Source organism: Tamlana sp. 2_MG-2023, from assembly GCF_030548465.1.
Classification (GTDB): domain Bacteria; phylum Bacteroidota; class Bacteroidia; order Flavobacteriales; family Flavobacteriaceae; genus Pseudotamlana.
The window spans coordinates 54,633-66,382 of sequence record NZ_JAUOSF010000009.1; the positions used below are offsets into that span (position 1 = coordinate 54,633).

The following is an 11,750-nucleotide window of genomic DNA, read 5'->3' on the forward strand; positions in this document are numbered from 1 at the left end:
CACCTAGTTATGTCTAAAAACCAAACTGAAGATTTTTTAACCGCCCAGGAAGAACAAGAAATTATTGAAGCGATTCAAGAAGCGGAATTAAACACTTCTGGAGAATTACGTGTTCATATAGAAAAAACCGCTAAGGGCGATGCTACCAATCGTGCCTTAGAAGTTTTTCATCATTTAAAAATGGACAATACGAAGCTTCAAAATGCCGTACTTATTTATGTCGCGGTTGAAGACAAGTCTTTTGTTATTTATGGTGATGAAGGCATTAACAACGCTGTTGAAAGTGATTTCTGGGACTGCACCAAAGACATTATGCAAGCGCACTTTAAAAAAGGCGATTTTAAACAAGGTTTGGTTGATGGGATTTTAAGGTCTGGTGACCGACTTAAAAAATATTTCCCTTATCAATCGGATGATATTAATGAACTTTCAGACGAAATTTCAAAAGGCTAAGCTTTATGATGTATAAAAAAGAAATGCAAACTTCCTTTTATTCTAATCTTAAAAGCCTTAGTCTATTTTTAGTCTTTACACTTTTTACTTGTAGTCTTACTTTCGGCCAGTTTAAAATTCCTGAAAAGCCAAAATTTCAAACCAGTGTTTACGACTATATTAATTTACTTTCTGATACTCAAAAAAGTAATTTAGAGCAAAAACTTGTTAAGTATTCCGATACCACCTCAACACAAATTGTAGTGGCTATCATTGGTTCTACGGAAGGTGAAAACATCAATTTTCTTGGAGCTCAATGGGGCGAAGCCTGGGGGATTGGTCAAGCTAAGGAAGATAACGGTGTTTTAATTCTACTAGCCAGAGACGATAAAAAAATTGCGATCAATACCGGTTATGGTGTGGAGCATCTATTAACTGATGCCATGTCGAAACGTATTATTGAAGGCGACATCATCCCTTATTTTAGACAAGGCGATTATCCTGGCGGATTAAACAGAGGTGCCGATGCTATTTTTGAAGTCATGCAAGGTGAGTATAGCGGTTCTCGTCAATCATCAAAACCAAACGACAACTCCATTATGCCCTTCTTGGTATTCGGGTTTATAGCGCTTGTTTTTATCATGTCTTTTATAAAAAATAAACGCGGTGGCGGCGGTGGTCGTAACGGTGGAAACAGAGCTGGAGGATTTGATATCTGGGATGCTATTATCTTAAGCAACATGGGACGCGGAAATTACAATCGTGGCTCTAGCGGCTGGGGCGGCAGTTCTGGCGGTGGCTTTGGCGGAGGCGGCTTTGGTGGTGGCTTCGGCGGCGGCGGTTTTGGAGGCGGCGGTGCTTCTGGCGGATGGTAAACCTATAAAAGTTAAAAGTTAAAAGTTAAAAGTTAAAAGTTAAAAAGATTGAAAAGCTGTCTCTTGGAAACAAATTTAGTTATCCTTTTTTACTAAAACTAGGACGGAAGACGGATGACCAATGACAGGTGGTTGGAGGCTGAGACAATAAAAGCATAAAAAAAGCGACACTTATAAAAAGGTCGCTTTTTTGTTATTTTAAATCAGGAGTTATCTATTAAATCTACCTGATACGTTACCTTCTAAAATTCCAGTAACTTCATCGATGGTGGCGTAGTTAACATCGCCTTCGTAAGTATGTTTTAAGGCACACGCTGCACTTGCGTAGTCCATAGACTTATAGTCATCGAAATGCTGTAAACCATAAATTAAACCAGCCGCAAAGGCATCTCCAGTTCCTATACGGTCAACAATATGTGTAATATCGAAATCTTGAGTTTCTCTAAATTCTTCACCATTCCACATTCTAGCTCTAATCTTATGCCAAGAAGCGTTTATAGACGTTCTTATTTTATCGAACACCTTCTCTATTGAAGGAAAGGTTTCCATAAGTAGTTTACTCGCTTCAATAAACTCTTCGTTAGAATAACCGTATTCGGTTCCTAAAACTTCATTCATTTCATTAATTCCACCGATAAAAATAGTTGAACAATGTATCAATTCAATTAAAGCATCTTTGGCGTTAACGCCATATTTCCATAACCCGCTTCTATAAGTTGGATCGGCAGAAACCTGCATGCCCTTAGCCTTAGCTAATTTTAACCCTTCCTTTAAAGTGTCAAAACTGCCCTGCGTTAATCCTGGAGTAATACCCGTCCAATGAAACCAAGAACCGTCTGCTAAAGCAGATTCCCAATCTACCATTTCTGGCTGAATACTTGAAAACGCTGAATGTGATCTGTTGTATGAAATTGAACTTGGACGCATCACAGCACCAACTTCAAGAAAATAAACGCCTAGAGGTCTGCCGGAACGTACAATTGCCGTGGTATCTAAATCGAACTTATTTAAGTATGAAATCGCGGTATCTCCTATAAAATCATCAGAAATACAGGTAATATGCTTTACATTTCCTCCAAAATTAGCAATTGAAAGTCCTACATTTAATTCGGTGCCTCCAAAATAAAATTCTAATGTATTGGCTTGAATAAATTTTTTATTTCCGAAAGGAGATAAACGCATTAGAACTTCACCGAATGTTATAATCTGACTCATAATATTATTTTTGCAGCCTAAATTTAACCATAACGAATGATATAAAATTCTTTATTGGAAAAAATTATGATATTCTGAACAATTGGTCAACCAATTTTATAATTCAAAACAAAATCGAAATTTCTATAAAAATAATGGAAATGAAATTAAATGAGAAGCTACAAAAACGTATTACTTTTTACGCATATAGACACTAATAGGCACCCCATTAAAACCAAAATGCTCACGTAGTTTATTTTCTAAAAAACGTTTATAAGGGTCTTTAACGTATTGCGGTAAATTACAGAAAAAAGCAAATTGAGGCTGTGGTGTAGGCAGCTGCATGATGTATTTTATCTTAACGAATTTTGCTTTATATGCTGGTGGAGGGTAATTTTCAATAATAGGTAACATCACCTCGTTAAGCTGGCTCGTTTTAATCTTTTTAGTACGGTTTTGGTAAACCTCAACAGCCGTTTCAATGGCTTTATAAATACGTTGCTTTGTTAATGCTGAAATAAATACAATAGGCACATCTGTAAAAGGTTGCATTTGTAATCGAATTGCTTTTTCGTATTCCTTAACCGATTTATGGTCCTTTTCAACCAAATCCCACTTGTTAACTAAAACGACAATACCTTTTCTGTTACGCTCTGCAAGCCAAAAAATATTTTGTACTTGGCCATCAAATCCACGATTAGCATCTAGAACAAGAATACAAACATCGGCGTGTTCAATAGCTCGTACACTTCGCATTACCGAATAGAATTCTAAATCTTCTTTAACCTTAGATTTTCTTCTAATCCCAGCAGTATCCACTAAGTTAAATTCAAATCCGAAACGATTATATTTCGTATCTATGGAATCTCTAGTCGTTCCAGCGATATCGGTTACTATATAACGATCTTCTCCAATTAAAGCATTAATAAAAGAAGACTTCCCTGCGTTTGGACGTCCAACTACAGCAAAACGTGGTAATTCATCTTCTACAACATCTTCTTTTTCAGGTAAAGCTTTAATTAAATCATCTAATAATTCTCCAGTTCCACTACCATTAATGCTGGCAATGGTATAATATTCACCTAAACCTAAAGAGTAAAACTCAACAGCATCTTCAGCACGTTTACTGTTATCCACTTTGTTTATAACAAGAAAAACAGGTTTATTCACGCGCCTAAGTAACTTAGCTACGTCTTCATCCATACCTGTAACTCCAGATTCAACATCAACCATAAAAATAATGGCATCGGCTTCATCGATAGCTAACTCAACTTGTTTATCAATTTCAGCTTCAAAAACGTCATCACTTCCTAAAACATACCCTCCGGTATCGATTAAAGAAAACTCTTTTCCATTCCAATCACTCTTCCCGTAATGACGGTCTCTTGTAACCCCACTTACTGCATCTACAATGGCTTCACGTCTTTGAATCAATCTATTAAAAAACGTTGACTTTCCAACATTTGGTCTTCCTACAATGGCTACTATATTACTCATAATCTCAATTTAAGGTTAACAGGTTAAAACCGATTTACTTAAGGCACCCTGAAAACTTTTGCAAAAATAGGAAATATACTCTATGCCACATCTTTTTTATGAAAAGAATAAAATTTATACAGTATTAAAAAAAATAGTACTTTACTCGCCCCTAAACACAGTATATATGGCCTTATCCAATGACATTGTTTTGCGACCAAGATTTAAAATTGAAATGCCTCAATACAATGAAGCCATTTTAAGTGATTTTAAAAACGCCAAAACGATGCAATCGGACTACATCGTTTCTGTGATTGACGATCATGTTTTTATTAAATTTCCGAAGGAAAAACAAACCTACTGGTCGCCGCAATTACATTTAGAAATTAATGCTATAGATGATAATAACAGTTTGATTTATGGCTTATTTGGCCCTAGCCCTACCGTTTGGACACTATTTATGTTTCTACATTTTTTGGTTGCTGGAACCTTTTTAGGCTTTGGCATATGGGCTTATACCAATTGGACCCTTGAACAAGATTATGCCATTCAATTCAGCGTGGTGCTTTTGATGGTAATTATTTGGATTGCGTTATACTTTGCTGGTAGCCTTGGAAAAGCCTCAAGTATAAAAGAAATGCACTTACTAAATGATTTTATGTATGATGTTCTAAAAAAAGAAAAGCCTCAGCTGTAGGAACAACCAAAACTTTTTTTTAAAACCAACTAACTCAAATTTCTATTTACCAAGTAGAATTCTTGTGCAAATATGACAATACAGTATTACTTAAGTATTACCTAAACAATAAGTTAGTATTAGATTTCTTAATTATTATAACCGAAACGTTTCAATTGATTTGCATTGCTACGCCAGTTTTTATTCACCTTAACATATAATTCGATGTGAATTTGCTTTCCGAAGAAGGTCTCTAAATCCTTTCTAGCTTCTACGCCTACACGTTTTAAAGCACTTCCCTTATGACCTATAATGATCCCTTTTTGGGTTTCACGCTCTACCATAATTACCGATCGTACACGAATGATATTTTCTTCTTCAAAAAACTCTTCAGTATCTACTTCAACAGCATAAGGAATCTCCTTTTTATAATGCATCAATATTTTTTCACGAATGGTTTCATTTATGAAAAAACGTTCTGGCTTATCTGTTAACTGATCTTTTGGATAGAATGGCGGCGACTCTGGAAGCAAATCAATAATACGATTAAAAACTTCTTTAACATTGAAACCTTCTAAGGCAGAAATAGGATAAATCTCTGCATTTGGCACTTTGCTTGTCCACTCTTGAACTTGAGTTTCCAACTGTATTTGATCAGATTTATCAATTTTATTCAATAATAATAAAACAGGAATTTTAGAAGCTTTAATTTTATTAAAAAAAGCTTCATCCTTTAAAGCTTGTTCGCCAATTTCAACCATATAGATTAACACATCGGCATCTTCAAAGGCAGACTTAACAAAGCCCATCATAGATTCTTGTAACTCGTAAGCTGGTTTTATAATACCAGGTGTATCACTTAAAACCATTTGAAAATCGTCGCCATTTACAATGCCTAAAATACGATGCCTTGTGGTTTGTGCTTTTGAAGTGATAATGGATAATTTTTCACCTACAAAGGCATTCATTAACGTCGATTTGCCAACATTAGGATTCCCGATAATATTTACAAAACCTGCTTTATGGTTCATAAGACTCTGTTTTTTTTGTGCTGCAAAGTTACAACTTGCACGGCGTATTCCTTATAAAATATAGAAACAAAAAAACAGGAAGCCGAACATCCTGTTTTTTTCTATATGTCACGCGTAAAATTAAATTACTTTACTTCTAACAATTCTACGTCAAAAATTAATGTTTCGTAAGGCTTAATGGGTCCTCCTGGTCTTGGGTTTGCTCCGTAAGCTAAGTCTTGAGGAATGAAGAATCTATACTTTGCTCCTTCTGGCATTAATTGTAAACCTTCTGTCCATCCCTTAATGACTTGAGAGACTACAAAATCAATTGGCTCGCCTCTATCTACCGAACTATCAAAAACAGTTCCATCAATTAAAGTCCCGTGATAATGCACTTTTACCTTTGAATCCTTAATGGGTTTAGCACCTGTGCCTTCTTCTAAAACAAGGTATTGCAATCCGCTTTCAGTAGTTTTAACCCCTTTTTTTTCTTTATTAGCTTCTAAAAAGGCGATCCCCCTTTGATTATTTTTTTCAGCCACTTCATCAAGCTCGGCAGCTTCCAGTTGTTGCTTTTTTTGAAAATAATTTTTCACAACATTAACAGCTTCTTCCTGCGTTAACAAAACATCTGTTGAATCTAAAACATTTAAAAACCCTTGAAAAAATAAATCGTTATCAAATTCATCAAAACTAGACTTTACATTTTTAGCGACATCCATTCCAATGGCATAGCTCACTGAATCGATTTCAGTCTTTACTTTGTGTTGTGCCAGCATTTTATGGTTACAAAACACCAAAAGAGCAACGGCAATTACTGTATTAAAATATTTCATGATATTATTATTGAGATAAGTGGGCAAATGTAATCAACCTTTTTAAATGCTTTAAATAGAAACACCTGATTTTAATGCGTTATTTATAAAAAAAAGACATAAAAAAAACAGGAAGTTGAACTTCCTGTTTTTTTATACTTATAAAGTAAAATTAATTTACTTCTAATAACTCTACGTCAAAAATTAATGTTGCGTAAGGCTTAATTGGCCCTCCTGGTCTTGGGTTTGCACCGTAAGCTAATTCTTGAGGAATAAAAAACTTGTATTTCGCTCCTTCAGACATTAACTGTAAACCTTCTGTCCATCCTTTGATTACTTGTGTTACACCAAATTCAGTAGGCTCTCCTCTATCAACAGAACTATCAAATACAGTTCCATCAATTAAAGTCCCGTGATAGTGCACTTTCACTTTAGACGCAGGTGTTGGTTTATCTCCAGTTCCTTCTTTTAAAACGATGTATTGTAATCCACTAGCTGTAGTTTGCACACCATCTTTCCCTTTATTTTCTTCTAAGAAAGCAACGCCTACTTCTTTATTTTTCTCTCCTTCTTCAGCACGTTTTTCAGCCTCTTCTTGTTGTTTCTTTTGGAAGTAAGTTCTAACTACTGTTTGTGCAGTTGTTTCATCTAACAAAATATCTGTAGAATCTAAAACATTCATAAACCCCTGAACGAATAGTTCATCATCAAAATCATCAAAACTAGCTTTTACATTTTTTGCAACATCCATTCCAATAGCATAACTCACAGAATCTAATTCAGTTTTTACTGGTTTTTTTGAAACAGCCGTTTGATTACACGATACAACTAGTAATACCAACGTTACTAGACTTAAAAATTTCATTATTTTCATTTTAACATTTTTTGTTATTCGAAGCCAAATGTAACAAAATTATAGAGACTAAAAAAAAGAAAATAACATAGAGAAAATAGGTTTGAAAAGTTTCAATTAGACATAAAAAAACTGTCCACCCCTATGAAGTAGACGAACAGTTTTTATCTAACCAAACATTTTATATGAAAAACGAACCACTGTTTTACATTAACACCGCAAAGTTGCATTAAGTGAGAAACTAATTATATGATAAATGTCATAAACCCCTGAAAACACAGTTAAAAATAGGTTAAAAAAAAATAAAATGATTTAAACTTAACACGTGTATTTATAAAAAAATGAAATGGGCTTTAATTATAATTCCCAAAAACATGTGACTTTAATTATTAAAATTCTATAATGGAACTTGAATCTATTTCTATTGCATACTCCTAGATTTATGAATGTTAAAGTTTAACATAATATTAAGAGATTTGATAAAATAATGTATATTTCCAGCAACAAATACACCATAACCTATCTCAAAGATATTCTATGAATAATCTTACAAGGTTAAAAGTCCAAATCAACCAACCAAAGTTCTTAAACATCTCAAAGCTTACCTCTAAAAAGCCGTGAGACCACTAGGTTCTTAAACTAAATTTGACATTATGAATACATTATCTAAAATTAGTTGCCTGCTATTTTTTTTATTTTGTTTTACCCTAAGCTGGTCTCAAAGCCAAATTACTGAAAACCCATACAATATTGTAGACATTTATAACGCCACTAAACAGAACTTCGATGTAGCTGAAATGATTACACCCTTGAGTACCGAGGACATTAAGTACGACGAGAATATTGTTTACAAAAAAACAAACCAGAGAAAATTAGAATTAGATATCTACTCACCTTCAAAAAAATCTAAAAAACTAAGACCTGCCGTAATCTTACTTCACGGAGGCGGCTGGTTAACCGGCCAAAAAGAAAACCAACGCGTGATGGCACAACATCTCGCCTTAAATGGTTTTATAGGTGTTTCTGCATCTTATAGGCTAAGTTTAGAAGCGCGCTATCCGGCTGCCGTTTTCGATGTTAAAGATGCGATAAAGTGGGTTCGAAAAAACGCAAAAAAATATAAAATAAATCCTGATAAAATTGCTGTTTTAGGAGCCGATTCTGGAGGTCTGCTTGCCACCTTAGCAGGAACTACTTCTAAGCTTGAAATTTTCAGTACCAAGGAAGAGGTTTCTGATGAAATTCAAGCTGTTATAAATTTAGATGGTATGGTTTCCTTAGTGCATCGTGATGCCCCTCTAGAAAATAGTATGGCCAGTATCTGGCTTAATGGATCACGTGATAAAAATGAAAAAGCTTGGAAAGACGCTTCTCCTCTACAATATGTTGGTGAAAAAAGTCCGCCAATGTTATTTATTAACAGTACAAATTCAGAATTTCATGCTGGAAAAGATGACATGACCAGCCTTTTAAAAATATTTAACACTTATACCGAAACACGCACCATACCAAACACCCCACCTGCATTTTGGCTAATGGATCCATGGTTTGAAATAACTCTTGATTATAGTATTAATTTTTTAAACAAAGTTTTCGAGCAGTCTTAATAATAGTTTCTGGCTATTGGTTTTTAGCTACTTACGGGAAATCTGCGTCTGAAAATTTTCTCGTCGAACTTCGGTGATTTCCTTGACATATCTCTACGTATTAGCCATACGAAATTCTAGCACAAAAAAAACTGTTCAGCCTTATGAAGGAGCTGAACAGTTTAAACTAACCAAACATTTTATATGAAAAACGAACCACCATTTTACATTAACACTGCAAAGTTGCGTAAAATGAAAATTCGATAACATGACAAATGTCATGAACCCGTACCAATGCTGTTAAAAATGAGTTAAAACAGAGTTTTTTCACACATAACTAAACACAATACAAATCTTCTACAAGCCAACTAAACTATTTCACACACCTCTTTTCACTTAATACTAGCGCAACAAGGGCCTTTTATAAAAATATTGAAAAAACAAAAAATATATTCAAATTTTAAAAATGTATCTTTAATATTGTGATACTTAAATTTCAAACTAATGAAAAATACTTTTGCCCTCTTATTATTCAGCTTGATAACTTTAGGCGTTTATTCGCAAGAAAGTACTTCAAACCATAAAAATGAAATCGGGTTTGTTGTTACAGATTTAATAGATGGCTCCATACAATTGAGATATGAACGTTTAATAAGCGATCATTTCTCGATTGATTTAGGTTTAGGATACAAGGGCACAGACGGTATTGTTAAACTTTCCGGTTTAGATACTGAAAAAATTAAAACCAGTGACATCACCTATACAGGCGTTAAAGTAATCCCCGAAGTACGCTATTATCTAAATAATATTCGCCAAACAGGTATGAATGGTTTTTATATGGGCGCGTATGTCAAGTACTCTGGTTTTAAATCTGATCTAGATGGCGAATACATTAATGATTCCGGTACAACTTACGATTTAGAATTTGATGCAAAAATAAACGTGACATCCGTAGGATTTATGATAGGTTATAAACTGCCAGTTACTAAAAAGTTTGCTATAGATTTTATGATAGCTGGGCCTGGAGCTGGTTTTTACAATTTCTCACTAAGTAACAAAAAGGACCTTCCAGATGAATTTTATGATGATTTAAATGAGGCCTTAGATAAATATAGCCTTTTCGACTTATTAAATAGTGATTTTAGATTTAGTCAAATTAAAAGGAGTTCAGATTTGAGACTACTTTCTTTTAGATATGGAATTACTGCAACCTATGCGTTTTAAGGAATTAGTTCATTAACTTTCGAAACAAATAATTCCATTGGGTATTAAAAGTCAAACAAAACACCACAACATGAAAAAAACATTAATATTAGGCATCACTTTGTTTATAATTACAACTTCCTGCCAAGCTCAAGCTGCCTTATTCGCCCTCCTTTTTGGAGATAAAGTCGCTACTGAAAATTTTAATGTAAGCTTAGAGGCTGGTGGCACATTTATGGGATACACCAATTTAGATGATTCTGGAAGATCAAAAATGGGGATTAATTTTGGTATCGGGGGTAATATAAAACTAAACGAAAACTGGTTTGTTTGTCCGAATATATATTTCTTAGCTAAGCGTAATTTATTTCTAAATAACTTTTCATTAGATAGCGGTAATGCCAATCTCGATTCTGATTTCAGTAATGTACCTACAAGAGTAACCTTGGATTATATTGATGTTCCTATTTTCTTTTCTTATCAAACCAACAACAAAAAATACCGTTTTAGCTTAGCTCCACAAGTATCATTTCTGCAAAAATCTAGAGGTGAATTTCAAAGACCAGAAGGTGATTTTACCCAAAATTTTGATGGTTACACCAAAGATGTTGATTATGGCATGATGGTAGATTTCGCCTATATCTTAGGTAAAGCACACAAAGGCAAAGGTCTACACATACATTTGAGATATTATTATGGATTTACTGATATTTTAAATGATCAAATTAGTACTGCAGATAACCGTTCTAATTATCTATCTTTACACCTTAGTTTGCCTTTTATAACAAATGAATTGGCAGAGAAAAACCTAGAATCTTATTCCGAATAATAAAAATTTTAAATACCTTTTTACCGAATGAAAAAAATTAATACGCTTGTACTAATCCTGGTTACTGTTTTAACATTACAATCATGCCACACTGCCAAAGTGCTAAATTCATGGAAAGCAGAAGGCTCTGTTGTAGATCTTTTCAAAACTAAAAATGTACTGGTTATAGGAAGAACAGCGAACACTCAAGGCCGTATTGCTTTTGAAGTAGAAATAGCCAATGCACTTAGAGCTAAGGGTGTTAAAAAAGTTACAGAAAGCTACACCAGAGCTCCTGAAATTCACCCAGAAGTTGAAATGAGCGAAGAGCGTGTTGCTTTTCTTAAAAGCATCTTAGATAGCGAAGGCTATAACGCCATTGTGATCACATCAATTAAAGACAAAAAACAAACCATTACAGAATCATCAAACGGCGTTTACATGGGAATGGGCATGGGCTACGGCTACCCAGGTTACTACGGTGGTTTTTATGATTACTACAGAGCACCTTACGCTTATGGCGGGTACTACGGTTCTTTTGGTGGTTATATTCCAACATCAACTTCAACCTACGTTAGCACAGACTACGTTTTGGAAACTGTAGCTTATAATTTAGATGAGCCAGCAGACAAACAATTAGTTGCAGTCGTTACCACAGAATTAGACGACCCTAACGATGCTCAAAAAGCTGCTGAAAAATTAATACCGAAAATCGTGTATAGTTTGAATGAGTAAAACTTAGCACAAAATTTATATAAAAGTCCTTTGAAGATGTATCTTCAAAGGACTTTTTTTATCCCGTACACTTTATTTTTTTAG

At 34.3% G+C, this 11,750-nt stretch carries 12 protein-coding genes; 7 read left to right on the forward strand and 5 right to left on the reverse strand.

Going from position 1 to position 11,750, the window contains the following annotated elements; genetic code table 11:
• Positions 1 to 9: 9 nt before the first annotated feature.
• Positions 10 to 453, forward strand: coding sequence for a TPM domain-containing protein (locus tag Q4566_RS14295; RefSeq protein ID WP_303422555.1), 444 nt, complete (start codon positions 10 to 12; stop codon positions 451 to 453).
• Between the two features lie 8 nt (positions 454 to 461).
• Complete coding sequence (locus Q4566_RS14300) at positions 462 to 1,307, forward strand: TPM domain-containing protein (protein ID WP_408056954.1); 846 nt, start codon at positions 462 to 464, stop codon at positions 1,305 to 1,307.
• A gap of 210 nt (positions 1,308 to 1,517) precedes the next feature.
• Here the strand turns inward: Q4566_RS14300 and Q4566_RS14305 are convergent, their stop codons facing one another.
• Together Q4566_RS14305 and der are read right to left on the reverse strand one after the other, a co-directional pair.
• Positions 1,518 to 2,522: a sugar kinase gene (locus tag Q4566_RS14305; protein ID WP_303422561.1), complete on the reverse strand. Its 1,005-nt coding sequence runs from the start codon at positions 2,520 to 2,522 to the stop codon at positions 1,518 to 1,520.
• A gap of 171 nt (positions 2,523 to 2,693) precedes the next feature.
• Positions 2,694 to 3,998 carry a ribosome biogenesis GTPase Der gene (gene der / locus Q4566_RS14310; RefSeq protein ID WP_303422563.1) on the reverse strand — a complete coding sequence of 435 codons (1,305 nt, stop codon included), beginning with the start codon at positions 3,996 to 3,998 and terminating at the stop codon, positions 2,694 to 2,696.
• 166 nt (positions 3,999 to 4,164) lie between these two features.
• Here der and Q4566_RS14315 point away from each other — a divergent pair, with 166 nt between their 5' ends.
• Positions 4,165 to 4,674, forward strand: coding sequence for a GTP-binding protein (locus Q4566_RS14315; RefSeq protein WP_303422566.1), 510 nt, complete (start codon positions 4,165 to 4,167; stop codon positions 4,672 to 4,674).
• Positions 4,675 to 4,802: 128 nt separating this feature from the next.
• On the opposite strand, the gene era is transcribed toward Q4566_RS14315, so the two are convergent.
• The 3 genes from era to Q4566_RS14330 form a co-directional block, all read right to left on the reverse strand.
• Positions 4,803 to 5,684, reverse strand: a complete 882-nt coding sequence (gene era, locus Q4566_RS14320; RefSeq protein WP_303422568.1) for a GTPase Era — start codon at positions 5,682 to 5,684, stop codon at positions 4,803 to 4,805.
• Positions 5,685 to 5,809: 125 nt separating this feature from the next.
• Positions 5,810 to 6,502, reverse strand: coding sequence for an FKBP-type peptidyl-prolyl cis-trans isomerase (locus Q4566_RS14325; RefSeq protein WP_303422570.1), 693 nt, complete (start codon positions 6,500 to 6,502; stop codon positions 5,810 to 5,812).
• 151 nt (positions 6,503 to 6,653) lie between these two features.
• Positions 6,654 to 7,346: an FKBP-type peptidyl-prolyl cis-trans isomerase gene (locus tag Q4566_RS14330; RefSeq protein ID WP_408056953.1), complete on the reverse strand. Its 693-nt coding sequence runs from the start codon at positions 7,344 to 7,346 to the stop codon at positions 6,654 to 6,656.
• Positions 7,347 to 7,987: 641 nt separating this feature from the next.
• Here Q4566_RS14330 and Q4566_RS14335 point away from each other — a divergent pair.
• The 4 genes from Q4566_RS14335 (at position 7,988) to Q4566_RS14350 (ending at position 11,666) form a co-directional block, all read left to right on the forward strand.
• Positions 7,988 to 8,941, forward strand: a complete 954-nt coding sequence (locus Q4566_RS14335; protein WP_303422575.1) for an alpha/beta hydrolase — start codon at positions 7,988 to 7,990, stop codon at positions 8,939 to 8,941.
• A gap of 483 nt (positions 8,942 to 9,424) precedes the next feature.
• Positions 9,425 to 10,144 (forward strand): DUF3575 domain-containing protein, encoded by a 720-nt coding sequence (locus tag Q4566_RS14340; protein ID WP_303422578.1) that lies wholly within the window; start codon positions 9,425 to 9,427, stop codon positions 10,142 to 10,144.
• Between the two features lie 70 nt (positions 10,145 to 10,214).
• A complete protein-coding gene (locus Q4566_RS14345) occupies positions 10,215 to 10,952 on the forward strand; it encodes a porin family protein (protein ID WP_303422581.1) in 738 nt (245 codons plus the stop codon).
• Positions 10,953 to 10,979: 27 nt separating this feature from the next.
• Positions 10,980 to 11,666, forward strand: coding sequence for a hypothetical protein (locus tag Q4566_RS14350; protein ID WP_303422584.1), 687 nt, complete (start codon positions 10,980 to 10,982; stop codon positions 11,664 to 11,666).
• Positions 11,667 to 11,750: the final 84 nt, after the last annotated feature.

Bases quoted from the DNA above. Each gene is read 5' to 3' on its own strand.
- Q4566_RS14295 (WP_303422555.1), top strand. From the start codon at position 10: ATGTCTAAAAACCAAACTGAAGATTTTTTAACCGCCCAGGAAGAACAA.
- Q4566_RS14300 (WP_408056954.1), top strand. From the start codon at position 462: ATGTATAAAAAAGAAATGCAAACTTCCTTTTATTCTAATCTTAAAAGC.
- Q4566_RS14305 (WP_303422561.1), bottom strand. From the start codon at position 2,522: ATGAGTCAGATTATAACATTCGGTGAAGTTCTAATGCGTTTATCTCCT.
- der (WP_303422563.1), bottom strand. From the start codon at position 3,998: ATGAGTAATATAGTAGCCATTGTAGGAAGACCAAATGTTGGAAAGTCA.
- Q4566_RS14315 (WP_303422566.1), top strand. From the start codon at position 4,165: ATGGCCTTATCCAATGACATTGTTTTGCGACCAAGATTTAAAATTGAA.
- era (WP_303422568.1), bottom strand. From the start codon at position 5,684: ATGAACCATAAAGCAGGTTTTGTAAATATTATCGGGAATCCTAATGTT.
- Q4566_RS14325 (WP_303422570.1), bottom strand. From the start codon at position 6,502: ATGAAATATTTTAATACAGTAATTGCCGTTGCTCTTTTGGTGTTTTGT.
- Q4566_RS14330 (WP_408056953.1), bottom strand. From the start codon at position 7,346: ATGAAATTTTTAAGTCTAGTAACGTTGGTATTACTAGTTGTATCGTGT.
- Q4566_RS14335 (WP_303422575.1), top strand. From the start codon at position 7,988: ATGAATACATTATCTAAAATTAGTTGCCTGCTATTTTTTTTATTTTGT.
- Q4566_RS14340 (WP_303422578.1), top strand. From the start codon at position 9,425: ATGAAAAATACTTTTGCCCTCTTATTATTCAGCTTGATAACTTTAGGC.
- Q4566_RS14345 (WP_303422581.1), top strand. From the start codon at position 10,215: ATGAAAAAAACATTAATATTAGGCATCACTTTGTTTATAATTACAACT.
- Q4566_RS14350 (WP_303422584.1), top strand. From the start codon at position 10,980: ATGAAAAAAATTAATACGCTTGTACTAATCCTGGTTACTGTTTTAACA.